Source organism: Streptomyces sp. NBC_01460 (genome assembly GCF_036227405.1).
Classification (GTDB): domain Bacteria; phylum Actinomycetota; class Actinomycetes; order Streptomycetales; family Streptomycetaceae; genus Streptomyces.
In genome coordinates this window covers 5,172,684-5,196,179 of record NZ_CP109473.1, presented here as the reverse complement: position 1 = coordinate 5,196,179, position 23,496 = coordinate 5,172,684, and the positions used below count along the sequence as shown (strand labels likewise).

Annotated in this window: 24 protein-coding genes; 10 read left to right on the top strand and 14 right to left on the bottom strand. The window is 70.7% G+C overall.

The window, feature by feature from the left end; genetic code table 11:
- Positions 1-22: 22 nt before the first annotated feature.
- Together OG488_RS23525 and OG488_RS23520 are read right to left on the bottom strand one after the other, a co-directional pair.
- Positions 23-1,834 carry a CocE/NonD family hydrolase gene (locus tag OG488_RS23525; RefSeq protein WP_329232154.1) on the bottom strand — a complete coding sequence of 604 codons (1,812 nt, stop codon included), beginning with the start codon at positions 1,832-1,834 and terminating at the stop codon, positions 23-25.
- 310 nt (positions 1,835-2,144) lie between these two features.
- Positions 2,145-2,891, bottom strand: coding sequence for a SigE family RNA polymerase sigma factor (locus OG488_RS23520; RefSeq protein ID WP_329232152.1), 747 nt, complete (start codon positions 2,889-2,891; stop codon positions 2,145-2,147).
- Between the two features lie 170 nt (positions 2,892-3,061).
- Here OG488_RS23520 and afsQ1 point away from each other — a divergent pair, with 170 nt between their 5' ends.
- From afsQ1 to OG488_RS23495, 5 genes are all read left to right on the top strand, one after another.
- On the top strand, positions 3,062-3,739 hold the full coding sequence (afsQ1, locus tag OG488_RS23515) for a two-component system response regulator AfsQ1 (protein WP_015578482.1): 678 nt from the start codon (positions 3,062-3,064) through the stop codon (positions 3,737-3,739).
- Complete coding sequence (locus OG488_RS23510; protein WP_329232150.1) at positions 3,736-5,268, top strand: HAMP domain-containing sensor histidine kinase; 1,533 nt, start codon at positions 3,736-3,738, stop codon at positions 5,266-5,268. Before afsQ1 ends, OG488_RS23510 begins: the two co-directional genes overlap by 4 nt.
- Positions 5,265-5,921 (top strand): hypothetical protein, encoded by a 657-nt coding sequence (locus OG488_RS23505; RefSeq protein WP_329232148.1) that lies wholly within the window; start codon positions 5,265-5,267, stop codon positions 5,919-5,921. Before OG488_RS23510 ends, OG488_RS23505 begins: the two co-directional genes overlap by 4 nt.
- Positions 5,922-6,025: 104 nt before the next feature.
- Positions 6,026-6,601, top strand: coding sequence for a VanZ family protein (locus tag OG488_RS23500; RefSeq protein WP_329232146.1), 576 nt, complete (start codon positions 6,026-6,028; stop codon positions 6,599-6,601).
- Between the two features lie 91 nt (positions 6,602-6,692).
- Positions 6,693-6,896 carry a PspC domain-containing protein gene (locus OG488_RS23495; RefSeq protein WP_329232144.1) on the top strand — a complete coding sequence of 68 codons (204 nt, stop codon included), beginning with the start codon at positions 6,693-6,695 and terminating at the stop codon, positions 6,894-6,896.
- An 80-nt stretch (positions 6,897-6,976) separates the two neighbouring features.
- On the opposite strand, the gene OG488_RS23490 is transcribed toward OG488_RS23495, so the two are convergent.
- Both OG488_RS23490 and OG488_RS23485 read right to left on the bottom strand, forming a co-directional pair.
- A complete protein-coding gene (locus OG488_RS23490) occupies positions 6,977-7,279 on the bottom strand; it encodes a hypothetical protein (RefSeq protein ID WP_329232142.1) in 303 nt (100 codons plus the stop codon).
- Between the two features lie 134 nt (positions 7,280-7,413).
- Positions 7,414-8,568, bottom strand: coding sequence for an adenosine deaminase (locus tag OG488_RS23485; protein WP_329232140.1), 1,155 nt, complete (start codon positions 8,566-8,568; stop codon positions 7,414-7,416).
- Between the two features lie 103 nt (positions 8,569-8,671).
- Here OG488_RS23485 and OG488_RS23480 point away from each other — a divergent pair, with 103 nt between their 5' ends.
- Complete coding sequence (locus OG488_RS23480) at positions 8,672-9,430, top strand: alpha/beta hydrolase (RefSeq protein ID WP_329232138.1); 759 nt, start codon at positions 8,672-8,674, stop codon at positions 9,428-9,430.
- Positions 9,431-9,476: 46 nt separating this feature from the next.
- Here OG488_RS23480 and OG488_RS23475 read toward each other — a convergent pair whose 3' ends face one another.
- Positions 9,477-10,430 (bottom strand): LysR family transcriptional regulator, encoded by a 954-nt coding sequence (locus OG488_RS23475; RefSeq protein ID WP_329232135.1) that lies wholly within the window; start codon positions 10,428-10,430, stop codon positions 9,477-9,479.
- Between the two features lie 62 nt (positions 10,431-10,492).
- On the opposite strand from OG488_RS23475, the gene OG488_RS23470 reads away from it, so the two are divergent.
- The 4 genes from OG488_RS23470 to OG488_RS23455 all read left to right on the top strand — a co-directional run bounded on the left by OG488_RS23470 (position 10,493) and on the right by OG488_RS23455 (position 13,991).
- Positions 10,493-11,800 carry an MFS transporter gene (locus OG488_RS23470; protein ID WP_329232133.1) on the top strand — a complete coding sequence of 436 codons (1,308 nt, stop codon included), beginning with the start codon at positions 10,493-10,495 and terminating at the stop codon, positions 11,798-11,800.
- Between the two features lie 98 nt (positions 11,801-11,898).
- Entirely contained in the window at positions 11,899-12,606 is a 708-nt protein-coding gene (locus OG488_RS23465) for a L,D-transpeptidase (protein WP_329238952.1), read from the top strand.
- Between the two features lie 90 nt (positions 12,607-12,696).
- Positions 12,697-13,683 (top strand): sigma-70 family RNA polymerase sigma factor, encoded by a 987-nt coding sequence (locus tag OG488_RS23460; RefSeq protein WP_329232131.1) that lies wholly within the window; start codon positions 12,697-12,699, stop codon positions 13,681-13,683.
- On the top strand, positions 13,680-13,991 hold the full coding sequence (locus OG488_RS23455) for a hypothetical protein (RefSeq protein ID WP_329232129.1): 312 nt from the start codon (positions 13,680-13,682) through the stop codon (positions 13,989-13,991). The genes OG488_RS23460 and OG488_RS23455 overlap by 4 nt, the downstream gene beginning before the upstream one ends.
- 7 nt (positions 13,992-13,998) lie before the next feature.
- On the opposite strand, the gene OG488_RS23450 is transcribed toward OG488_RS23455, so the two are convergent.
- The 9 genes from OG488_RS23450 to OG488_RS23410 all read right to left on the bottom strand — a co-directional run bounded on the left by OG488_RS23450 (position 13,999) and on the right by OG488_RS23410 (position 23,486).
- Entirely contained in the window at positions 13,999-14,343 is a 345-nt protein-coding gene (locus OG488_RS23450; protein ID WP_329232127.1) for an STAS domain-containing protein, read from the bottom strand.
- A 21-nt stretch (positions 14,344-14,364) separates the two neighbouring features.
- Complete coding sequence (locus OG488_RS23445) at positions 14,365-14,955, bottom strand: Uma2 family endonuclease (protein ID WP_329232125.1); 591 nt, start codon at positions 14,953-14,955, stop codon at positions 14,365-14,367.
- Between the two features lie 98 nt (positions 14,956-15,053).
- Entirely contained in the window at positions 15,054-16,331 is a 1,278-nt protein-coding gene (locus tag OG488_RS23440; RefSeq protein ID WP_329232123.1) for a thymidine phosphorylase, read from the bottom strand.
- A 137-nt stretch (positions 16,332-16,468) separates the two neighbouring features.
- The gene (locus tag OG488_RS23435; RefSeq protein WP_329232122.1) at positions 16,469-16,870 is read right to left on the bottom strand and encodes a cytidine deaminase; all 402 of its coding nucleotides are present in this window, start codon (positions 16,868-16,870) and stop codon (positions 16,469-16,471) included.
- Entirely contained in the window at positions 16,867-18,132 is a 1,266-nt protein-coding gene (locus OG488_RS23430; protein ID WP_329232120.1) for an ABC transporter permease, read from the bottom strand. The genes OG488_RS23435 and OG488_RS23430 overlap by 4 nt, the downstream gene beginning before the upstream one ends.
- Positions 18,129-19,247 (bottom strand): ABC transporter permease, encoded by a 1,119-nt coding sequence (locus tag OG488_RS23425; RefSeq protein ID WP_329232119.1) that lies wholly within the window; start codon positions 19,245-19,247, stop codon positions 18,129-18,131. Before OG488_RS23425 ends, OG488_RS23430 begins: the two co-directional genes overlap by 4 nt.
- Positions 19,247-20,830: an ABC transporter ATP-binding protein gene (locus OG488_RS23420; protein ID WP_329238949.1), complete on the bottom strand. Its 1,584-nt coding sequence runs from the start codon at positions 20,828-20,830 to the stop codon at positions 19,247-19,249. The genes OG488_RS23425 and OG488_RS23420 overlap by 1 nt, the downstream gene beginning before the upstream one ends.
- A gap of 241 nt (positions 20,831-21,071) precedes the next feature.
- Positions 21,072-22,124 carry a BMP family lipoprotein gene (locus OG488_RS23415; RefSeq protein ID WP_329232115.1) on the bottom strand — a complete coding sequence of 351 codons (1,053 nt, stop codon included), beginning with the start codon at positions 22,122-22,124 and terminating at the stop codon, positions 21,072-21,074.
- 138 nt (positions 22,125-22,262) lie between these two features.
- Complete coding sequence (locus tag OG488_RS23410; protein ID WP_386858524.1) at positions 22,263-23,486, bottom strand: amidohydrolase; 1,224 nt, start codon at positions 23,484-23,486, stop codon at positions 22,263-22,265.
- Positions 23,487-23,496: the final 10 nt, after the last annotated feature.

Sequence of the window (23,496 nt, the reverse complement as noted above, 5' to 3'; positions counted from 1 at the left end):
GGCGCGGGCCGTGTCAACCGGATCAGCCGAGCGGGAGCTCCAGGCGGGCTTCGCCGTCGCCCGGGGAACTGACGGTGACGGTGCTGCCCTCGGTGCCGACGAACGAGTACAGGTCGTCGCGGCTGTTGACCACGAGCGCCAGGGCGTGGCCGTCCGGAAGGTCGTAGGCGGTGGGCTGGAGCGCCCAGCTGACGCTGTGGCCGCCGCTCCGGGGCCCCCTGGCCAGGGTGAAGGGCTCGTGGGTGATGATCCGCGCGGCGCCGTCCGGGGCGATGTCGAACAGGTAGGCGACGAGAGTGACGTCGCCGTCGGTGCTGCTCACGTCGAGCCGCACCGTCGCGGTGCCGCGGATCCGCCGGGCCACACCGCTCTCACCGGTCAGCGGCCCGGTCGACCAGACCAGCAGGTCGGACCGCTCGAACTTCCCCAGGTCGTACGCCTTGGGGTTGCCGAACCACTCCTTCTGCCCGGTCTGCAGGATGGTGTCCATCGCGGTGGCCGCGGTCGGCTCGCCACCGCTGAAGTCCCGGGACCAGTCGGCGGCCGGGGTCTCGGCCAGCGCTCCGTCACCGGTGCCACGGGTGCCGGTGAGGTACCAGAGCTCGCGGCCGGCGACGACGGCTTCCCATGACTCGCTCGGTTCGCGGCGCGCCGGCTCGGTGATCCGGTCGCCGCCGCCGAGGGCGGGAGCGGTCCGGTAGCTGAACATGACCTGGCTGTTCACCTCCGGCCAGTCGGCCACGCCGTTGTCGGCACCGAGCAGGTGGTGGTCCAGCCAGTCGTAGGCCTCCCGCATCGGCTCCCGCAGCCCGGGGAACGGCACTCCGGACAGCAGCCCGGCCAGGCCGGGGCCCTCCGGTGCGCCGTGGTCGCCGATCCACAGGTTCAGCCGCTTCGGCACGGTGAGCCGGGTGAACGCCTCGATCGCCTGCCCGACGGGGAACAGGCTCTCGTGCCAGGTGTTCGAGACGAAGGTCGGGATGCCCCGTTCGTTGGTGAGGTCCGCGTAGGCCTCCGGGGACCGCTCGGTGCCCCAGGCCACCACCCTCTGGAGGTTCTCCCCGGCCAGGAAGTCCCGGAGGACCTCACAGGTCTCCTGGTCGAACTTCTCCTCCAGCGAGTCACCGCCGGTGAAGGCGATCAGCCCGTTCACCGCGGCGAGATGCCGGGTGCCGTTGTCGTACAGGCTGGTGGCCAGGTTGCCCCAGGTGCTCAGCGCGACGACGGCGGACACCCGCGCGTCCCTGTCGTGCGCGGCGACCAGCTGGCTGATCCCCGAGCCGTACGACTCGCCGAGGAAGCCGACCGAGCTCGGGGCGAAGTGGTCCTGCGCGTAGTCGATCACCCTCGACCCGTCGGCCCGGTCCTTGGGCCCCGCCACGTCGATGAAGCCCTCGGACGTCGACAGCAGCGCCGGGTCGCCGATCCCCCGGGGGGTGTACGCCAGCACGTGGTAGCCCCGGCGTGCGAGCGTCAGGTACGCGTACAGGAAGGGGAGCCAGCCCAGGGGGCTCCAGCCGGCGGGCACGATCACGACCGGGTGGGGCTCACCGTCGTTCAGCTTGACCGAGAGCGCCGACAGCTTGAACCCCTCCTCGGTGAGGATGTGCGGGAGATCGATCGTGGCGCGCTCCCGGACCTCGGCCGTCAGCCGCTCCAGCTCCGGCGGAAGCCCGCCGGACGCCTCGCCCCGGAGGGCCGCGAGCAGGGCCGTCGCCACCGCGGCGGCCGCGGGGCTGACGGTGGGGCCAGGGGCCCAGATCCCGTCGGCCGCGATGCCTTCGAGTGTCGCTTCGGTGATCGACGGGGTCGGCTGTTCACCGGCAGCAGTCACGTGCGGACCGTCCTTCTGGGGATAACGGGGGCCGCGAGGACGTGAGCCTTCGGCGGCAGCGGCGGGGAGCTCCCGCCCGGCAGGCGCCGCGAGGAGGCCGCCCGGGACCATGATCGACGAGGTCGGGACATATCACGACTGTTCGTCGCGAAGTCACCCGGTCGAGTGATCAACGCCGCGACAACGACGAACGGGGGCGGACAGGACCCCCCGGCCTGTCCGCCCCCGCTGCGCGTTCCCCCGTGCCGCCGCCTCCCCCGAAGCCGCGGCCTTTCCCCGTTCCCCCGTGCCCCCGTTCCCCCCGTAGACCTCAGGCCACCAGCTCGCCGAAGGACTCCTCCTCGTCACGGCCGAAGCTGAGGACGTCGTCCTCGCGGAGCCGGCGGAGCGACCGCCAGATGCTCGACTTCACCGTGCCGACACTGATGTCGAGGATGGACGCGATCTCCGGGTCCGTGCGGCCCTCGTAGTAGCGGAGCACCAGCATCGTGCGCTGGAGTTCGGGCAGCCGCGCGAGCGCCTGCCAGAGCACCGCCCGCAGTTCCGTGCCCCGCATCGCGTCCGTGTCGCTCACCGTCTCCGGGAGCTCCTCGGTCGGGTATTCGTTGAGCTTGCGCCTGCGCCACGCGCTGATGTGCAGGTTGGTCATGGTGCGGCGGAGGTATCCGCCGACCGCCGCCTTGTCGCTGATCCTGTCCCACGCCCGGTACGTCGAGAAGAGGGCGCTCTGCAGCAGGTCCTCGGCCTCGAACCGGTCGCCGGTCAGGTGGTAGGCGGTCGCGTACAGGGAGGCGCGGCGCTCCTGGACGTAGGCGGTGAACGCCACTTCGGCGTCCTGTGCCCCGTCCGGGGACCTCCGCTCCCCCGTGACCTCCCCGTACGCGCTTCCCCCGGTCTCCCCCGTGGGCACGTCGACCATCGCCAGGTGCGACGTGTGCGGACGCCCGGCGCCACGTGCACGCCCCCGCCCCTGCACACCGGACTTCTCCGGACTCCGCCCGACGTCGTGAAGGCGCGTGACAACTGCGCTTGAGGTGGTGCTGTGCAGTGCGTTCATCTGGCGCCCCCCATCGGTGGAGTCCGTTCGTTCCCCTGTGCCAATGAGCTTGCCGGGGCAGTTTCATGGCCCTGTCCCCCGACTGTCACAGGCCTGTCACAGGGCATGTCGGCCGATCAAGTCCGGGGGATTGTCGAAACGTGGCAGCACCATGGGCCAGAATGACCCCCGTGCCTTTCCTGTTGCTGATCGAGGACGACGACGCCATCCGCACAGCCCTCGAACTCTCGCTGTCACGCCAGGGCCACCGTGTGGCCACCGCGGCGACGGGAGAGGACGGCCTGGAGCTGCTCCGGGAGCAGCGGCCGGATCTGGTCGTGCTGGACGTGATGCTGCCCGGGATCGACGGTTTCGAGGTCTGCCGGAGAATCCGGCGCACCGACCAGCTGCCGATCATTCTGCTGACCGCGCGCAGCGACGACATCGACGTCGTGGTGGGACTGGAGTCCGGCGCGGACGACTATGTCGTGAAACCCGTGCAGGGGCGGGTGCTCGACGCCCGGATCCGCGCGGTCCTGCGTCGCGGGGAGAGGGAGTCCACCGACTCGGCGACGTTCGGGAGCGTGGTCATCGACCGCTCGGCCATGACCGTCACCAAGAACGGGGAGGACCTGCAGCTCACGCCGACCGAGCTGCGGCTCCTGCTCGAGCTGAGCCGGCGGCCCGGACAGGCCCTGTCCCGGCAGCAGTTGCTGCGCCTGGTGTGGGAGCACGACTATCTCGGTGACTCCCGGCTGGTGGACGCGTGCGTGCAGCGGCTGCGGGCGAAGGTGGAGGACGTGCCCTCCTCGCCGACCCTGATCCGTACCGTGCGTGGTGTGGGCTACCGGCTGGATTCGCCTCAGTGAGCGATTCCGCGAAGCGTTCCATACGCGCGGGTCTTCGCTGGACCAGCCTGCGGCTGCGGCTCCTGGTCGTGTTCGCGCTGGTGGCCCTGACGGCGGCGGTGTCCGCGTCGGGCATCGCGTACTGGCTGAACCGTGAGGCCGTCCTCACGCGTACCCAGGACGCCGCGCTCGGCGACTTCCGCCGCCAGATGCAGAACCGGGCGGCCTCGCTGCCGCAGCAGCCCACGGCGGACGAACTGCGCGACACCGCGGAGCAGATGGCGAGCAGCAGCCCCGGCTACCACGTGCTGCTGATCGGCACCCATGACGGCAAGCCCGTCACCGGGGCCTCCGACATCGACTCCTTCACCAAGCTCGACGTGCCCGCCTCGCTGCAGAAGCAGGTGAACAAGAAGCAGCCGCTGACGTCGAGCAACACCTACGAGTACCACCTGTTCTGGCAGCGCGTCACTCTGGGGAACACCCCTTATCTGGTGGCCGGGACGAAGATCATCGGTGGTGGTCCCGCCGGGTACATGCTGAAGTCGCTCGAGCAGGAGCGCGAGGACCTCAGCTCGCTGGCCTGGTCCCTGGGCATCGCCACCGCGCTGGCCCTCGTCGGCTCGGCGCTCCTCGCCCAGGCCGCGGCGACCACGGTGCTGCGGCCGGTGCAGCGGCTCGGAGACGCGGCGCGCAAGCTCGGCGAGGGCAAGCTCGACACCCGTCTGGCCGTCTCCGGCACGGATGAACTCGCCGATCTCTCGCACACGTTCAACAAGGCCGCGAGCTCCCTGGAGAAGAAGGTCGCGGACATGAGCGCGCGGGAGGAGTCGAGCCGGAGGTTCGTCGCCGACATGTCGCACGAGCTGCGCACCCCGCTGACCGCGATCACGGCGGTCGCCGAGGTGCTGGAGGACGAGGCGGACAGCCTCGACCCGATGATCGCTCCGGCCGTGCACCTGGTGGTGAGCGAGACCCGGCGGCTGAACGACCTGGTCGAGAACCTCATGGAGGTCACCCGCTTCGACGCCGGCACGGCCCGCCTCGTCCTGGACACGGTCGATGTCGCCGACCAGGTGACCGCCTGCATCGACGCCCGCGCCTGGCTCGACGCGGTCGATCTGGACGCGGAGCGCGGGATCATGGTTCGGCTGGATCCGCGCCGGCTCGACGTGATCCTGGCCAATCTGATCGGCAACGCCCTCAAGCACGGCGGTTCACCGGTGCGGGTGTCCGTGCGGACCGACGAGGACGAGCTGGTCATCGAGGTCCGCGACCACGGCCCGGGAATCCCCGAGGACGTCCTGCCCCACGTGTTCGACCGCTTCTACAAGGCGAGTGCCTCCCGTCCCCGCTCCGAGGGCAGCGGTCTCGGCCTGTCCATCGCGGTGGAGAACGCGCACATCCACGGCGGCGACATCACGGCCTCCAACCTGCCGGACGGCGAGGGCGCGATGTTCGTCCTGCGGCTCCCCCGGGACGCGGAGGCGCTGACCGGCGCCCCGGAGGACGACGACCCCGACCGGAACGAGAGGGGCGACGCGAAGTGATCCGCAGCGAGCGTGCGTACGGCGCACCGCGCACGGTCCGGCCGGTCCGGACACCCGGACGGGCCGGTGCCGCGCTGGCCGCCGTCGTGGCCTGTGCGGCGCTGGCCGCCGGCTGCGGCATCCGCAGCACCTCGGTGCCGGTCGACGCCGGGGCGGCGCCGTCCCGGATGCCGTGCCGGACCGCCCCGGCTCAGGAGACCCTGCCTCCGGCGGAGAGCGTCTCCGTGCGGATCCATCTGGTCTGCGCCTCTCAGCTGGTGACGGTGGAGCGCACGGTCGAGGTCGACGCGTCGCGTTCCGACCCCCTCCTGATCGCACAGGCGCTCCTGAGCGAGCTGCAGGCCGAGCCGGACGCGGACGAGCGGCGCGCCGGGTTCTCCACCGATGTGCCGGTGGCGCTGCGCGTCTCCGCCGCACACAAGGGGGACCCCGAGGGCACGCTGCGCCTCACCAAGCAGCCGGACGACCTGCCGGCGGAGGCGCTCGCGCAGGTGGTGTGCACGTACGCGGACAGCGAGCCGCTCGGTTCCGGGGGCTCGGTGCTGCTCGGCGGGCCGGGGAACTACGCGCCGCGGGGCTATCTGTGCACGACGGACACGAAGACGCGGCCCGGGGACGTGCCCACACTGGGTGCGCTCGAACTGGACCGATGACCGCCGAGGGGGCGTCGGCGGTCCGCCCCGCCCGGCGGCCGTGCCGCTCGTCACAGCGCCGTCCCGGAAGGTGCGGAACCGATCCTGCCGTTCGTGGCGTCTTGGTGGACGTGCGTCACAGTTCGGACGGCCAGGCCGTCATCCGCTTCCGCGCGGCGGGGGTAGTCCTCCTCCTCGCGCATCTCCTGTTCGTCGGCTGGCTGACCCTGCGCCCGCTGGACGTGCCCTGGATGACGGCCGCGAACTTCCAGCCCTTCGCCGGGATCAAGGCGGATCTGGCCCTGGGCCCGGCCGAGGCGGGGCGCCGCATCGGCGAGGGCCTGCTGCTGCTGGCGCCGCTGGGCGTACTGCTGCCCATGGCCGGCGGCAGGCTGCTGGTCTCCCCGTGGGCGTCGCTGGCCCGTACGGTCGCGGCCGGGGCCCTGATCTCGATGGCCATCGAGCTGGCGCAGACGGGGGTCCCCGGCCAGGTCGTCGACGTCGACTCGCTGCTCCTGAACACCGCCGGCGTCGCGGTGGCCCATCTGCTGGTCGTCCCGCTGTCGCGGTCCCGGCTGCGCCGGGGCAACCGGGCAGGGGCCGGTGACCTTTCCCGGTTCGGGGCGCGGACCCGCTCACTCCGGGTCGAGGCCCCTCAGGGGTCCACCCCGACGATTACCAGGGTCGGCATCGCCCCGTAGAGCGATGCTTTGTACCCCTTCGCGGAGCGACCATGGATACATCGGGAGCGCGACGGAGCCGCTCCCCGAACGGTTCGCGAAGGAGCCCACCATGGCCGCACTTGTCCGCCCCAGCCAGGGCCGCATGATCGGTGGGGTGTGCGCGGCGCTGGCACAGCGCTTCGGCACCTCCGCAGGGACGATGCGTGTCATCTTCCTCGTGTCGTGCCTGCTCCCCGGCCCCCAGTTCCTGCTCTACCTGGCGCTGTGGGTACTCCTGCCGTCGGAGAAGAGCCGGGCCGCGACGGCCTGGTGACCGCCGGCCCCACGGGGGGAGAGAGGGCTGTGGGGCGCACACCCGGTCCGGGTGTGCGCCCCACATGCGTCTACCGCTGGTCAGCCACCGATCGGCAGGACGCCGGTCAGACCGCCGGCGGGCAGGCCGCCGAGCAGGTTGGTGCCGGGCGCCGAGAGGGCGCTGCTGCTGCCGCGCTGCTGCTGCTGGTCGAGAAGTCCGCCGGCCGCCTTCTGCACGGCGGGCAGCGCCTCCGTGACGGAGTCGAGCGCGATGTTGGAGGGAAGGCCTCCGGCCAGGGCGTCGACGGGCACGGCGACGGCGGAGGCGCTGCCCGCACCGGCGGCGGCGAAAGCGGCACCGAGAGCGGCGACGCCGAGAATCCTGACAGCAGACTGCTTCATGTGAAATTCATCCTTGGGGAAGGGGATGTGAGCGGCTCTGCAAGGTAGTCAGCCCCGCATCCCTCCCGCAAACACGCCACGACACGGAAAACGGCCGGAATCCCTTGATCCCGGCCGTTCCCCCGTCAGTCCGTTCAGCCCGCCACGGACGAGGAAGCACTGGTCACAGCGGTCTGCCGGAAGAGCCATTCCGATTTCAGCTCGGCGTATCCGGGCTTCACCACGTCGTTGATCATCGCCAGACGTTCATCGAAAGGAATGAACGCTGATTTCATCGCATTGACTGTGAACCACTGCATGTCGTCGAGCGTGTATCCGAATGTCTCGATCAGCCGCTCGAATTCCTGGCTCATGCTCGTCCCGCTCATCAGCCGGTTGTCCGTGTTCACGGTGGCGCGGAAATGCAGTTTCCGCAGCAGCCCGATGGGGTGCTCGGCGTACGAGTCGGCGGCACCGGTCTGGAGGTTGGAGGTCGGGCACAGCTCCAGCGGGATCCGCTTGTCCCGCACGTAGGAGGCGAGGCGGCCGAGCGTCACACCGCCGTCGTCGGCGATCTCGATGTCGTCGATGATGCGGACGCCGTGGCCGAGCCGGTCCGCACCGCACCACTGCAGTGCCTGCCAGATCGACGGCAGGCCGAAGGCCTCGCCCGCGTGGATGGTGAAGTGGTTGTTCTCGCGCTTCAGGTACTCGAAGGCGTCCAGGTGGCGGGTGGGAGGGTAGCCCGCCTCGGCGCCCGCGATGTCGAAGCCGACCACACCCAGATCGCGGTAGCGGTTGGCGAGTTCGGCGATCTCCAGCGCGCGGGCGGCATGCCGCATCGCGGTGAGGAGGGCGCCGACACGGATGCGGTGGCCGTTCGCACGGGCCCGTCGCTCGCCCTCGCGGAAGCCCTCGTTGACCGCCTCGACGACCTCTTCGAGTGACAGGCCGGCGGTGAGGTGCTGCTCCGGCGCGTACCGGACCTCCGCGTAGACGACACCGTCCTCGGCGAGGTCCTCGGCGCACTCCGCCGCCACCCGGAAGAGCGCGTCACGGGTCTGCATGACGGCGCAGGTGTGGGCGAAGGTCTCCAGATAGCGCTCCAGCGAACCGGAGTCGGCCGCCTCGCGGAACCAGATGCCGAGCTTGTCGGGCTCGGTCTCGGGCAAGGCGTCGTAGCCCTGCGCCAGGGCCAGCTCGACGATCGTGCCGGGGCGCAGGCCACCGTCGAGATGATCGTGGAGCAGCACCTTGGGCGCGCGGCGGATCTGGTCGGGACCGGGGACGTTCAGGGTCTGGCTCGTCATCCGGGCACTCTAGCGCCTACGCGCGTAGAGCGCTGGGCGCCGATGCGTAACAGTGACTGCGAAGCCAGGTGGAATACACCTTCCCTTCTGACACTGTTCTGTCATGGCACAGCGCGCACTTCCCCTGCCTGCCGCCAGGCTGGGACGGGCCGTCCTCACGGCCGGAGCAGCACCCGAGGTCAGCGGCGTGGTCCTGCTGCTCCCGGACGGCGGGGCCGATTCCCGACGCCGTCCCTCCGCCCTCTCGTACGCGGCGCAGCTGCCGCTCGCCCGGACCCTGGCCCGCGCGGGCCGGGACGACGGGCTCGCGGTGCACGTCGTGCGCTACCGGACCCGGGGGTGGAACGCCGGCGCGGATCCGGCGGCCGACGCCCACTGGGCGGCCGACGAGGTCGTACGCCGCTACGGCGACGTCCCGGTCTGCCTCGTCGGGCACGGGATGGGGGGCCGTGCCGCCCTGCGCGGCGCCCGGCACGACGCCGTCAACTCCGTGCTGGCGATGGCACCCTGGCTGCCGGAGGACGGGGACCAGGAACCCGAACCGGTGAAGCACCTCGCGGGGCGCCGGGTCCTGATCGTCCACGGCACGAACGACGCGCGGACGAACCCGGAGCTCTCCTACCGGCTGGCGGAACGCGCCAAGAAGGCCAACCGGGACACCTGCCGCTTCGAGGTCCACTCGGACGGGCACGCGCTGCGCCAGCACCGCTCCGAAGTGATGGCGCTGGCCTCCGACTTCATCCGGGGCTCGCTGTTCGCCCGGTCGTACGCGCGCCCGGTGGCCGACGCCTTCGCCGCCCCGCCGCCGCTGGGGCTGAGGATGCCGCTGGCGGCCGGGTTCGGGCAGTCGCTGAGGCACTGAGGAACACGGGCGGCCACCTTCGGGGTCGGGGAGCCCCGCGCGCCCGTCAGTCCGGCAGCAGGCTCCCCCGGCGCGACAGCAGGAAGCGCTTGAAGGCGGCCACCGGCGGCGTGTCGGGGTGGCCGTCCAGCCAGGCGACGCCGATCTCGCGGACCGCCCGCGGAGCCGTCACCGTCAGCTCGACCACCCCGGGCCGGGCGACGGCGGGGGGCGGCAGCAGTGCCACACCGAGCCCCGCCGCGACGAGGCCGCGCAGGGTCTCCGCCTCCTCGCCCTCGAACGCGACCCGCGGGGTGAAGCCCGCCTCGGCACAGAGGTCGTCGGTGATCCGCCGCAGCCCGTAACCGGGTTCGAGGGTGACGAACGCTTCGTCGGCGGCCTCGGCGAGACGGACCCGGCGGCGCCCCGCCAGCCGGTGGTCGTCGGGGACGACGAGGCGCAGCCGCTGCTCGTCGAGGCGCGTGGCGACGAGGTCCGGGGCGTCGGGGACGGGCGAGGTCAGGCAGAGGTCGAGGCCGCCCGCCCGCAGCCGGTCGAGCATGGCCTCGGCGTAGTTCTGGACGAGCTGGAAGCGGACCCCGGGGTGATCGGCCCGGAAGGCCCGGATCAGCGCGGGCACGGTCTCGGAGCCCATCGTGTGCAGGAAGCCGAAGGCGACCTTGCCCGCCGTGGGGTCGGCGTCGGCGCGCACCGAGTCGGCCGCCTTCTCCACCTCCGCCAGGGCGCGTTCGGCGGAGCCCAGGAAGGTGCGGCCCGCGGGGGTGAGCGAGACCGTGCGGCCCCGGCGTGCGAACAGGGCGACACCCAGGTCCTGTTCCAGCCGCACCATGGCCCGCGACAGCGTCGACTGCGGGACGCCCAGCTCGTGCGCGGCGCGGGTGACGTGCTCGTGGCGGGCCACGGCCTCGAAGTACGCGAGCCGGGGCGCGAGTACGGCACGGATGTCTTCTTCGTAACTGCTCGGTGACAGCCGAGGCTGTGAGCTGTGCTGATGCGCCATGGGAACGATTATGAGGGTTTCATGCATTGGACGCATGAAACCGTGCGGTCTACGTTCGGTGCATGCCTCCTGCCAGTACCGGGGCGTCCACCATCGTGCTGGACGCCGCCGTTCCGTCTGCCCCCGTCGCCGCACCGCCCACCGTCCCGGACCGCCTCACCCCCGGTGGTCCCGGCTACCGCAGGATGAGCTTCGCGCTCTTCTCGGCGGGGATCGCGACCTTCGCCCTCCTCTACTCCACCCAGGCCCTGCTGCCCGCCGTCTCCGCGTCCTTCGGCGCGACGGCCGGGCAGGCGAGCTGGACGGTCTCCGCGGCGACCGGGGCGCTGGCCCTGTGCGTACTGCCGCTGAGCGCGCTCTCCGAGCGCTTCGGGCGGCGTCAGATGATGACGGCGTCCCTGGCGGTCGCCGTGGTGATCGGGCTGCTCGTCCCCTTCGCCCCGTCGCTCGGCTGGCTGATCGCGCTGCGCGCGGTCCAGGGCGCGGCACTGGCGGGACTGCCGGCGTCGGCGATGGCGTACCTGGCCGAGGAGGTCCGGCCCAAGGCCCTGGTGGCCGCGATCGGACTCTTCGTGGCGGGCAACAGCATCGGCGGCATGAGCGGCCGTATCCTCGCCGGCTGGATCGCCCAGCTCTGGGGCTGGCGGATGGCGCTCGGCGCGATCGGGCTGCTCGCCGTGGTCTGCGCGGTGGTCTTCCACTTCATGATCCCCACGGCCCGCCACTTCAGCCCCTCCTCGCTCAACCCGAGGGCCCTGGCGAAGACCGTCACCGGCCACCTCTCCGACCCGCTGCTGCGCAGGCTGTACGCGATCGGCGCCCTCTTCATGACGGTGTTCGGCGCGGTCTACACCGTGATCGGCTACCGGCTCGTCGAGGAGCCCTTCGGCCTCCCGCAGGGGGTCGTCGGCTCGATCTTCCTGGTCTACCTCGTCGGCACGGCCTCCTCCGCCGCCGCGGGCCGCCTGGTCGGCCGGCTCGGCCGCCGGGGCGCGCTGTACCTCGCCGTCTCCACGACGGCCGCGGGTCTGCTGCTCTCCCTGGCCGACCAGCTGGCCGCCGTCCTGGCCGGCCTGGTCCTGATCACGGCCGGCTTCTTCGCCGGGCACGCGGTCGCCTCGTCGTCGGTGAGCCGTACGGCGACGACGGGCCGCGCCCAGGCCTCCGCGCTCTACCAGTCCGCGTACTACCTGGGTTCGAGCGCGGGCGGCACTCTCGGCGCCGTCGCCTTCCACGCGGGCGGCTGGGGCGGCACGGTCGCGCTCGGTGTCCTGGCGGTCCTCGGAGTCCTGTCGATCACCCTCTTCGGGACCCGGGCGGCACGGACCGAGCGGCTCCGCGCCGCGTCCCCGGCACCGGTGCACAACTGAGACCTTCCCACCACAACCGCTGCTCCCCTGCGCGCGTCCAACAAGCGGAGACACCGTCCGCGGGCGAACGCGAAGGGGAGCAGGCGTACATGACGATCATGGGGAACATACGCGGCGTACGGGTACGGCGTGGAGCCGTCCTGTCCGTCGCCGGACTGGTGGCCGCGCCGGCCCTGGTCCTGGGCACGGGGACGTCCGCCCAGGCGGCGTCCTGCACGGCGGCGAAGGGCCCGTACCAGAAGCAGGTCGAGAAGTGGCTGGGGCGGACGGCCGACGGGAAGCAGTCGTCGGCGGACTGCACCGCGATCCGCTCGTTCCAGGTCGCCAAGGGCATCACCCCGGCCATCGGGTACGCGGGGCCGGTCACCTGGCGCACGATGAAGACGATCACCGCACAGAAGGCGGCGGGGAAGAACCCCAACGCGGCGAAGAAGTGCCCCACGAACAAGGGCCGCATCGCCTGCGTGGACCTGACCAGGCAGCTGAGCTGGATCCAGGACGGGTCCAAGCTGAAGTTCGGCCCGGTGCCGGTGCGGACGGGGCGCAACGGTGACGAGACGCGGACCGGGTCCAAGAAGATCTACTGGCGCAACATCGACCACTGGTCGACGCTCTACGACGTCAGCATGCCGTACGCCCAGTTCTTCGACGGCGGGCAGGCGTTCCACTCGGTCACCAAGTCCATGTACAACAACCCGGGGTCGGCGGGCTGCGTCAACATGCGTCCCGCGGACGCGAAGGCGTACTGGAACCTGTTGAAGAACGGCGACGACGTGTACGTCTACGGGCGCAAGCCCGGCACCTGAGCAGCGGTTTCCTCGTTTTCCACCCCGGTTGTCAGTGCCCTCCGGTAGCTTCCACAGTGAGGGGTGTCACAGCGCAACAGGGGTGGAGCGATGAGTGATCTGACAGCGACGGCTGACATCGACAGCCGTCTGGAGGGACACCGGGTCGAGCTGACCGGTTACTGCTACCGGATGCTCGGCTCGGCCTTCGAGGCGGAGGACGCGGTCCAGGACACGCTGGTGCGCGCCTGGCGCAGCTTCGACAAGTTCGAGGGCCGTTCCTCGCTGCGCTCCTGGCTCTACCGCATCGCGACGAACGTCTGCCTGGACATGCTGAACGCGGGCAACAAGCGGGCCAGGCCGGTGGATCTGACCGGCCCGACCCCGCTGGCCCAGGCCGCGCTGAACCCCCTTCCGGAGAACACCTGGCTGGAGCCGATGCCGGACGGGCGCATCCTGCCCTCGGTGGCGGACCCGGCGGAGGCTGCGGTGGCCCGCGAGTCGGTGCGCCTCGCGTTCGTGGCCGCCCTCCAGCACCTGCCGCCCAAGCAGCGCGCGGTGCTGATCCTGCGCGAGGTCCTGGCGTGGAAGGCGAGCGAGGTGGCCGAGCTGCTCGACACGTCGGTCGCCTCGGTCAACAGCGCCCTGCAGCGGGCCCGGGCGACGCTGTCGGACACGGACAGCACGGCGCCGGACACCGCGAATCCGCTGGACGACGAGCAGCGCAAGCTGCTGGACCGCTACGTGGCGGCGTTCGAGGGATACGACATGGCGGCGCTGACGGCGCTGCTCCACGAGGACGCCGTGATGACCATGCCGCCGTTCGACCTCTGGCTCCAGGGGCACGACGACATCACCGGCTTCATGCTCAGCATCGGCGCGAGCTGTGCCGGTTCCCGGCTGGTGGCGACGGAGGCCAACGGGACGCCTGCCTTCGCGCACTACAAGCCGAATCCGGACGGGCCGGGGTTCGTGCCGTGGGCGGTGCAGGTCATCGACATCTCGGACGGCGCCATCACCGGGATGCACTGCTTCCTGGACACCCCGCGCTGGTTCCCGCTGTTCGGGCTTCCGGACCACCTGGAGGCCGACGCGTGAGGGTGTCACGCCCTGTGGTGATCGGCTGGTTCCTGTTGGTGGCGGGTGGCTGGGCGGCGACACTGTGGCTGGGCGAGCCGTCCGCCACGGCGGGCCCGGCCCCTTACTCCAGCGTTCCGAGCGACAACCCCGTACCGGGGCCGCAGCCGGAGGGCGGCTCGTGTGCGACACCGAGTGCAGCATCGTCACCCTCGGCCGACGCCGATCCGTTGCTGCTCGCCAAGGTGCCGGGCGAGTACAGGGCCGAATACGCACAGGGGGTCTACTGCGTCTACATCACGGCACGCGACAGCGCCCGGGCCCGCTGAGCACGAGTCACTCCGGGGCCGACCGGACGTTACCCACCACGTCGGTCAGCCCCACCAGGCCGAGCAGCGCCCCGAGTTCGAGCGGGACGTTGCGCAGCCGCAGCTCGACCCCTCCGGCTCTGCGCGCGACGAGCCCCAGCCGGGCGATCGCCTCGACGAGGGCGAGATCCGGGCGCACCACCCCGCCCACGTCGCAGTCCACCACGGCGGTTCCGGGGACGTGGGCGAGCAGGGCCTCCAGCTCTGCACAGAGGCCCGGCACATCGGCGCGGGTGACGCGGCCGGTGAGGACGAGGGCGTTCGGAGTCATGGCATCCACACCAGGGAGACCGGCGGGATGCCCGAAACTCATCGGCGGCCGGGCACGTGTGCCTCAGCTCACCGGGAGGATTCCGGTGTCCAGATCCAGGCCGAAGGGCTTGGGCAGCGTCAGTGTCTCGCCGTACTCGACCGCTTCCAGGACCCGGTAGGTGCCGTCGCTCGGCTCCCCGTACAGGGTCGCGGTCGGGCGGCCGGTGTGCCAGGGATCGAGCAGCAGGAACAGTTCGATGCCGGCCTTCGCGTACCCGTGCGCCTTGCCGATGCGGTCGTGGTTGGCGTTGGCCGGTGAGGTGATCTCCACGACGAGCCTGACAGCCTCCGCCGGTACGCGATTCCCGGGCCCGGACGCGACGGCCCTGGGCAGGACGACGAGATCGGGGATGTAGAGACCGGCCCGTCCGGGTACGGAGACACCGAGCGTCTGGTAGATCCCCCACTCCTCCGGGATGACGGCATACAGCCTGCGCTGGAGCAGCTCCGCAGTGGTGTTGTGGTCCTTGGACGGCGGTGGCGACACGGTGACGATCCCCTCGATGATCTCCACCTTGCAGCCCTCGGGTGCGTCCGTCTCCTCCCAGATCCGGACGAGGTCGTCCCAGTCCTGGCCGTGGCCCGGCCCGGGATCGACGGTGAGTGCGCTCATGGCGGTCTCCTCTTATCGGTGCGTCACCGAGTCCAGCATGCCGAACGGGACCGGTGGTGGTCCACCGGTCCCGTTCACCCGAAAGGGAAAGCCGCAGGTCAGGCGATACGTTCCCGCACCACCGGCGTGGCGGTGAAGGGGGTGCCGGCCGGGGCGATGTCGTACGAGCCGGGCAGGGCCTTCAGCGCGTACTCGAACTTCTCGGGGGTGTCCGTGTGCAGGGTCAGCAGCGGCTGGCCCTCGGTCACCGTGTCCCCCGGCTTCGCGTGCAGCTCGATGCCCGCACCCGCCTGCACCGGGTCCTCCTTGCGGGCCCGGCCCGCGCCGAGGCGCCAGGCGGCGACGCCGACGTCGTACGCGTCGAGGCGGGTCAGCACGCCCGAGGACGGGGCGCTGATCACGTGCTGCTCGCGGGCGACGGGAAGCGCGGCGTCCGGGTCGCCGCCCTGGGCGGAGATCATGCGGCGCCAGACGTCCATCGCGGAGCCGTCGGCCAGGGCCTTCTCCGGGTCGGCGTCCTTGAGCCCGGCGGCGTCGAGCATCTCGCGGGCGAGCGCCAGGGTCAGGTCGATGACGTCCTGCGGGCCGCCGCCGGCGAGGACCTCGACGGACTCGCGGACCTCCAGGGCGTTCCCGGCGGTGAGGCCGAGCGGGGTGGCCATGTCGGTGAGCAGTGCGACGGTGCGTACGCCGCTGTCGGTGCCCAGCGCGACCATGGTGGAGGCCAGTTCGCGGGCGTCCTCGATCGTCTTCATGAAGGCGCCGGAGCCGACCTTGACGTCCAGGACGAGCGCGCCCGTGCCCTCGGCGATCTTCTTGGACATGATCGAGCTGGCGATGAGCGGGATCGCCTCGACGGTGCCGGTGACGTCGCGCAGCGCGTACAGCTTCTTGTCGGCGGGTGCCAGGCCGTCACCGGCCGCGCAGATCACCGCGCCGGTGGTGTCCAGCACGTCGAGCATCTCGGCGTTGGAGAGGTGGGCCCGCCAGCCGGGGATGGACTCCAGCTTGTCGAGGGTGCCGCCGGTGTGGCCGAGACCCCGGCCGCTGAGCTGCGGCACGGCGGCGCCGCAGGCGGCGACCAGCGGGGCGAGCGGCAGGGTGATCTTGTCGCCGACGCCGCCGGTGGAGTGCTTGTCGGTGGTCGGGCGGGAGAGCGCGCCGAAGTCCATCCGCTCGCCGGAGGCGATCATCGCGGCGGTCCAGCGGGCGATCTCCGTGCGGTTCATGCCGTTCAGCAGGATCGCCATGGCCAGCGCGGACATCTGCTCGTCGGCGACCTCGCCGCGGGTGTACGCGTCGATGACCCAGTCGATCTGCTCGGGGCTGAGCTCGCCGCGGTCCCGCTTGGTGCGGATGACGGAGATGGCGTCCATGGGATGGGAGTCCTTCCGGCCGGATGGGGAGGCGAGAGAGTCCCGTTGACTCTACGCGCATAGAGAGGAAACGTTCCGCCGCGCCGTCCGGGCGGCCCGGTCGGGCCCGCCCGGAGAGCGGCGCGGCGGCGGGGGGATCACCCCAGGTGCTGCGGTCCGAACGACTGCGGCAGCATCTCGTCGAGCGTACGGAGCCCGTCCGGCGTCTCGAGCACGAGCTCGGGCCCGCCGAACTCGTACAGCAGCTGCCGGCACCGGCCGCACGGCACGAGCACGGAGCCGGTGCCGTCGACGCAGGTGAAGTGGGTCAGCCGGCCGCCGCCCGTGTCCGCGAGCCGCGAGACCAGCCCGCACTCGGCGCACAGACTGATGCCGTACGAGGCGTTCTCGACGTTGCACCCGGTGATCGTGCGGCCGTCGTCGACGAGGGCCGCCACCCCGACCGGGTAACCCGAATACGGGGCGTACGCCCGGGACATGGCGTCCCGGGCGGCCTCGCGCAGGGCCTCCCAGTCGACGGGCCGCGTCGGGGTCGTCACTTGCCCTCGCCCTTGCGGTACGGCACTCCGTCGGCCTTCGGCATGCGCAGCCTCTGCGCGGACAGGGCGAGCACCAGCAGCGTCGTGACGTACGGCGCGGCGTCGACGAACTGGCTCGGGACCTGGTCCGTCAGGCCGTACCAGGTGAAGAGCAGGGCGGAGATGACCGCCGAGATCAGCGCGGTCAGGTACTTCTTCCGGTACAGCTGCCAGAACACGACGATCACCAGCAGGATCGCCAGGAGCAGCAGCATCGCGTGGACGTTCTCGGCTCCGCCGCGGAGCTTGAGGCTGTCGGTGAAGCCGAAGAGGCCCGCGCCGAGTGCCATGCCGCCGGGCATCCAGTTGCCGAAGATCATGGCGGCGAGGCCGATGTATCCGCGGCCGCCGGTCTGGCCCTCCTGGTAGATGCTGGTGGCGACGAGCGAGAGGAACGCGCCGCCGAGTCCGGCCAGCCCGCCCGAGATCGTCACCGCGATGTACTTGTACTTGTAGACGTTCACGCCGAGGGTCTCGGCCGCGACCGGGCTCTCACCGCAGGAGCGGAGCCGCAGACCGAACGAGGTGCGCCACAGCACCCACCAGGTGACGGGGATCAGCAGCAGGGCGACGACGGTCAGCAGCGACAGTCCGGTGACCAGGCCGCCGATGATGCCGGCGAGGTCGGAGACGAAGAACCAGTGGTGTTGCTGCAGGTCCTGCATCCAGTCCGACAGCCCCGGGACGGTGATCTTGTCGATCTCCTCCAGCCGCGGGGACTGCTTGGAGGACCCGCCGGGCTCGTCGGCGAAGGTGAAGTTGGAGAGGTAGCGGGTGACGCCGACGGCGAGGATGTTGACGGCCACACCGGAGACGATGTGGTTCACGCCGAAGGTGACGGTGATGATCGCGTGCAGCAGCCCGCCGAGGGCGCCGCCGATGATGCCGAAGAGGACGCCCACCCAGGGGCCCCACTGGAAACCGGCCCAGGCACCGAACCAGGTGCCGAGGATCATCATGCCCTCGAGGCCGATGTTGACGACACCGGCCCGCTCGGCCCAGAGTCCGCCGAGACCGGCCAGACCGATCGGGACGGCCAGCTCAAGGGCGCCGGCCACCTGCCCGACCGAGGTCACGTCGTCCGCGCCGCTGATGAGGCGCACCAGCGAGACGAGGGCGAGCGCACCGGCGATGATCAGGAGGACGGCGGGCAGGGAGAGCGTGCGCCGGCCTTTGCCCTTCGGGGCGGCGACGCGTGCGGCGGAGACTTTGCTGGTGCTCACAGGGCCGCCTCCTTCTCGGTGGTGAGGGCGTGGCCGGCGGCGAGTTCCTCGCCGACCTTCTGCTGCTGGCGGCGGGTCCCGTAACGCCGGACGAGTTCGTAGCTGACGACGACGGAGATCACGATCAGCCCCTGCATGATCGTGGCGATCTCCTTCTCGAAGCCGAACTGGTCGAGCGGCGAGGACGCCTTGTCCAGGAAGGCGATCAGCAGCGCGCTGAGGGCGATGCCCAGCGGGTGGTTGCGGCCGAGCAGGGCGATGGTGATGCCGGTGAAGCCGAGGCCGACGGGGAAGTCGAGGCTGTAGGTGTGCGTGTCACCCAGCAGCGTCGGCATGCCGACGAGTCCCGCGATCCCACCGGAGATCAGCATCGAGGTCAGGATCATCTTCTTGGCGTCCACACCGGAGGCCTGGGCGGCGCTCTCGCTGGCACCCGTGGCGCGCAGGTCGAAGCCGAACCTGGTGCGGTTCAGGACGAGCCAGTAGACGAGGCCGCAGCCGGCCGCGACGAAGGTGAAGCCGTAGATCTCCCCGGCCTCGGGGCTCAGGGACAGGCCCGGGAACCAGCCGGACTCCGGGATCTCGCCCGTGGTCAGGTTGTTGGAGCCCGCCGCCTGGTCACCGAAGTTCTTCGGCAGGATCAGCCAGGCGATCAGCGACGTCGAGATGGAGTTGAGCATGATCGTCGCGACGACCTCGCTCACACCCCGCGTGGTCTTGAGGATGCCCGCGATACCGGCCCAGAAGGCGCCCACCAGCATCGCCACGACGACGATGAGAGCGATCTGGAGCGGCCCGGGAAGGGTGACACTGGCACCCACGAGGGCGGCCACCATCGCGCCGAGGCGGTACTGCCCGTCGACCCCGATGTTGAAGAGGTTCATGCGGAAGCCGACCGCGACCGCGAGGGCGGCGAGGTAGTACGTCCCGGCCTGGTTGATGATCAGGACCTGTACGTCGCTGTACGACACCTGCTCGAACAGCAGCCGGTACAGCTCGAACGGGTCGCGGTTCGAGATCAGCAGCACCAGGGTGCTGAGCGCGAAGGCGACGACCAGGGCGAGCACCGGGCCGGCGAAGCCCAGGATCAGCCGGTCCTTGTCGAATTTCCTCATCAGGCCTCGTCCTCCGGTGCCGCTTCGAGGTGACCGGCGGCGGCGCCGGTCATGGCCGAGCCCAGTTCCTCGGGTGTGATGGTGGCGGGGTCGGCGTCCGCGACCAGCTGCCCCCGGTACATGACGCGAAGGGTGTCGGAGAGCCCGATGAGCTCGTCCAGGTCCGCCGAGATGAGCAGGACGGCGAGCCCTTCGCGGCGCGCCTCGCGGATCTGGTCCCAGATCTGCGCCTGCGCGCCGACGTCCACCCCGCGGGTGGGGTGCGCGGCGATCAGCAGTTTCGGGTTGTGGCTCATCTCCCGGCCGACGATCAGCTTCTGCTGGTTGCCGCCGGAGAGCGAGGCGGCGGTGACCTCGATGCCCGGGGTCCGGACGTCGTACTCGCGCACGATCCGCTCGGTGTCGACGCGTGCGGCCTTCGGGTCCAGGAGCCAGCCCTTGCTGTTGGGCTTCTCCGTGACGTGGCCGAGGATGCGGTTCTCCCAGAGCGGGGCGTCCAGCAGGACGCCGTGCCGGTGGCGGTCCTCGGGGATGTATCCGATGCCGCTCTCGCGCCGCTTGCGCGTGGGGGCGGACGAGATGTCGTCCGTGTCCAGCGTGATGACGCCGCTGTCCGGACTCCGCATCCCGACGAGCGCCTCGATCAGTTCGGTCTGCCCGTTGCCCTCGACGCCCGCGATACCGAGGACCTCGCCCTTGTGGATCGTGAAGCCGACGTCGGAGAGGACGTCGCGCACGACGCCGTCCGGGTCGGTCACACCGAGGGAGAGCCCTTCGACGCGGAGCATCGGCACGTCGGTGACCGTCGACTCGCGGGTCTCCGGCGAGGGGAGCTCGCTGCCGACCATGAGCTCGGCGAGCTGCTTGGTCGTGGTGTTCGCGGGGTCGGCGGTGCCCACCGTCGTACCGCGCCGGATCACCGTGATCTCGTCGGCGACGGAGAGGACCTCGCCGAGCTTGTGGGAGATGAAGATGACGGTGAGGCCCTCGGCCTTGAGCTCGCGGAGGTTCGCGAAGAGCGCGTCGACCTCCTGCGGGACGAGCACGGCGGTCGGCTCGTCGAGGATGAGGATGCGTGCGCCGCGGTAGAGGACCTTGAGGATCTCCACGCGCTGGCGGTCGGCGACCCCGAGGTCCTCGACGAGCGCGTCGGGCCTGACCCCCAGGCCGTACGCGTCGGAGATCTCCTTGATCTTCCTGCGCGCCGCGGATCCGATGCCGTGCAGCTTCTCGCCGCCGAGGACGACGTTCTCCAGGACGGTGAAGTTGTCGGCGAGCATGAAGTGCTGGTGGACCATTCCGATACCGCGCGCGATGGCGTCACCGGGGTTGCCGAACGAGACCTGCTCGCCGTCCACGGCGATGGTGCCCTCGTCCGGCTTCTGCATGCCGTAGAGGATCTTCATCAGGGTGGACTTTCCGGCGCCGTTCTCACCTACGAGGGCGTGGACCGTTCCCTTGCGTACGGTGATGCCGATGTCGTGGTTGGCCACGACGCCGGGGAAGCGCTTGGTGATGCCGTGCAGTTCTACGGCAGGGGGACTGCTGGACGCGTTGATGACGCACTCTCCTTGGCCGGACAGGAGCGGGGGCACAGAGGGCAGGGGGTGGGGTGAAGTTATCGCGCCAAAGGGCTGTCTACACGCGTAGCGCTGCCGAATCGTGAAGCGCGGGCACCAGGCACGGCCGGAACTCCTGGTGCGGAGCCGGTGCGAGCGGGGGCACTGCGAGGGGCACAACTTCTTCGATGAACACCCCACGGGCCCGGAGCGGCAAGGGTGCGCACTCCGGGCCCACGGGAAACCAGCGCGACGACCGGAGTCGTTACGGGGTGGTCTTGACGGTGATCGTGCCGTCGATGATTTCCTTCTTCGCCTTGTCCACGGCCGCGATGACCTCGGTCATCTTGGTGAAGGCCGGGTTGGACATGGCCAGGCCGACGCCGTCCTTGTCGAGGCCGTAACGGATCTCACCGGACTGCGGCTTGCCGTCCTGGACGGACTTGATCAGGTTGAAGACGGAGTCCTCGACGTCCTTGGTGACCGAGGTCAGGATCGACGCCTTGTAGGCGGCGAGGCCTTCCTGCTTGTACTGGTCGGAGTCGACGCCGATGTTCCACTTGCCGGCCTTGGAGACGGCCTCGATGGCACCGGAACCGGCCAGACCGGCCGCCGAGTAGACGACGTCGGCACCCTTGTCGAGCTGGCCCTGGGCGGCGGCCTTGCCGAGGTCGGGCTTGGAGAAGCCCGAGAAGTCCGGCGGCTGGGTCAGGTACTGCGGAAGGACGTTGACCGAGGCGTCGGTGTCCTTGACGCCCTGGATGAAGCCGGCCTCGAACTTCTTGATCAGCGGGGTCTCGACACCACCGATGAAGCCGACCTTCTTGGTCTTGGTGACCTTGGCGGCGGCGACACCCGCGAGGTAGGAGCCCTGCTCCTCGTTGAAGACGATGTTGGCGATGTTGTCGCCGGTCACCGAGGAGTCGTCGATGATGCCGAAGGTGATCTTCGGGAACTTCGGCGCGACCTTCTTGATGGCGGGGGCGTAGGCGAAGCCGACACCGATCACCGGGTTGTTGCCGGCGCGGGCCAGCGAGGTGAGGCGCTGGACCTTGTCCGCGTCCGACTCGCCCTCGGAGGGCTCGGCCTCGGTGCCCTTGACGCCGAGGTCCTCCTCGGCCTTGGCCAGCCCCGCGTAGGCGGCGTCGTTGAACGACTGGTCGCCGCGGCCACCGATGTCGTAGGCGATGGCCGTCTTGTCGGCCTTGGAGTCGGACGACGTACCGCTGTCCGACGACGAGTCGCCACACGCGCTGACGCTGAGCGCGAGCGCCGCGGACATGACGCCCACGGTGGCAATCCTGGTGATCCGGCGCAAGGGAAGGCTCCTTCAAACCTGACCGAAGCGCCTCTTCCGGCGCTGGTTTCGCCGCGATCGTAACGCGCGTAGATGTCAGATAAGGACCTGTACGGAAGCCGTTATCGGATCGTCGCGAACAGAAGGTGTCATGTCCGGTTACGAACTGTTGCCGTCGAGCAACGCGGCGGCGGTGAACAGCTCCACTCCGACCGTGATCGCTTCCTCGTCCACGTCGAAGTTCCCGCGGTGCAGGTCGAGGCCGCGGGTGTCCCCCGGGGCGCGCACACCGAGCCTGGCCATGGCACCTGGGATCTTCTCCAGGTACCAGGAGAAGTCCTCTCCGCCCAGGCTCTGTTCGGTGTCCTCGATCGCGTACGACCCGCGGCGGATGGTCATCGCGGCGTCGAGGAGACCGATCGTCTCCGCCTCGTTCACCACGGGCGGCACGCCCCGGACGTAGTCGATCACCGTCTTGGCCCGGTACATTCCGGCCACCTCGTCGATCGCCGCGTGCACCAGGTCGGGCGCCTGCCGCCAGCTCTCCAGATCGAGGCAGCGAACCGTCCCGGACAGCTCGGCGTGCTGCGGGATGACATTGGGGGCGTGGCCGGTCTCCAGGCGGCCCCAGGTGACGGCCATCCCCGCCCGCGCGTCGACCCGGCGGGCGAGCAGCGCGGGCACGTCGGTGGCGACCCGGGCGGCGGCGGTGACCAGGTCGGTGGTGAGGTGCGGCCGTGCGGTGTGCCCGCCGGGACCGTCGAGGGAGATCTCCACGCGGTCGCACGCGGAGGTGATCGGCCCGATCCGGAGCCCGACCTTGCCCACGTCCACCTTCGGGTCGCAGTGCACCCCGATGATCCGCCCCACGCCGTCCAGCACCCCGGCCGCGACCGCGTCGGCGGCGCCGCCGGGCAGCACCTCCTCGGCGGGCTGGAAGATCAGCCGCACCGGGCGGGGCAGCAGCCCCTGCCGGTCGAGGTCGCTCAGGACGAGCCCTGCCCCCAGGACGCAGCTGGTGTGGACGTCGTGTCCGCAGGCGTGGGCCCGGTCGGGCACGGTGGAGCGGTAGGAGACCCCCACCTTCGTGTCCGGGATCGGCAGCGCGTCGATGTCGCCCCGCAACGCCAGCATCGGCGTCACGCCGTCCCACTCGCCCACGTCGCAGACGAGTCCCGTGCCACCGGGCAGCACGCGCGGCTCCAGGCCGGCTTTCTCCAGCCTGGCCTTGATCGCGGCCGTCGTACGGAACTCCTGGTTGCCGAGCTCAGGGTGCATGTGCAGATCACGGCGGAAGGCGATGAGCTCGGCACGCAGGTCGTCGGGCAGGGTGCCGGGCATGACGGCCTCTGCGTGGGGCGCACGGGACTTCAACTGGTTCACCCAGTCAAGG

What these genes read in the sequence shown, in the direction of transcription:
- OG488_RS23520 (WP_329232152.1), bottom strand. Translation starts at nt 2,891, where the DNA reads ATGAACGCACTGCACAGCACCACCTCAAGCGCAGTTGTCACGCGCCTT.
- OG488_RS23495 (WP_329232144.1), top strand. Translation starts at nt 6,693, where the DNA reads ATGGCCGCACTTGTCCGCCCCAGCCAGGGCCGCATGATCGGTGGGGTG.
- OG488_RS23490 (WP_329232142.1), bottom strand. Translation starts at nt 7,279, where the DNA reads ATGAAGCAGTCTGCTGTCAGGATTCTCGGCGTCGCCGCTCTCGGTGCC.
- OG488_RS23485 (WP_329232140.1), bottom strand. Translation starts at nt 8,568, where the DNA reads ATGACGAGCCAGACCCTGAACGTCCCCGGTCCCGACCAGATCCGCCGC.
- OG488_RS23480 (WP_329232138.1), top strand. Translation starts at nt 8,672, where the DNA reads ATGGCACAGCGCGCACTTCCCCTGCCTGCCGCCAGGCTGGGACGGGCC.
- OG488_RS23475 (WP_329232135.1), bottom strand. Translation starts at nt 10,430, where the DNA reads ATGGCGCATCAGCACAGCTCACAGCCTCGGCTGTCACCGAGCAGTTAC.
- OG488_RS23470 (WP_329232133.1), top strand. Translation starts at nt 10,493, where the DNA reads ATGCCTCCTGCCAGTACCGGGGCGTCCACCATCGTGCTGGACGCCGCC.
- OG488_RS23465 (WP_329238952.1), top strand. Translation starts at nt 11,899, where the DNA reads ATGGGGAACATACGCGGCGTACGGGTACGGCGTGGAGCCGTCCTGTCC.
- OG488_RS23460 (WP_329232131.1), top strand. Translation starts at nt 12,697, where the DNA reads ATGAGTGATCTGACAGCGACGGCTGACATCGACAGCCGTCTGGAGGGA.
- OG488_RS23450 (WP_329232127.1), bottom strand. Translation starts at nt 14,343, where the DNA reads ATGAGTTTCGGGCATCCCGCCGGTCTCCCTGGTGTGGATGCCATGACT.
- OG488_RS23445 (WP_329232125.1), bottom strand. Translation starts at nt 14,955, where the DNA reads ATGAGCGCACTCACCGTCGATCCCGGGCCGGGCCACGGCCAGGACTGG.
- OG488_RS23440 (WP_329232123.1), bottom strand. Translation starts at nt 16,331, where the DNA reads ATGGACGCCATCTCCGTCATCCGCACCAAGCGGGACCGCGGCGAGCTC.
- OG488_RS23425 (WP_329232119.1), bottom strand. Translation starts at nt 19,247, where the DNA reads ATGAGGAAATTCGACAAGGACCGGCTGATCCTGGGCTTCGCCGGCCCG.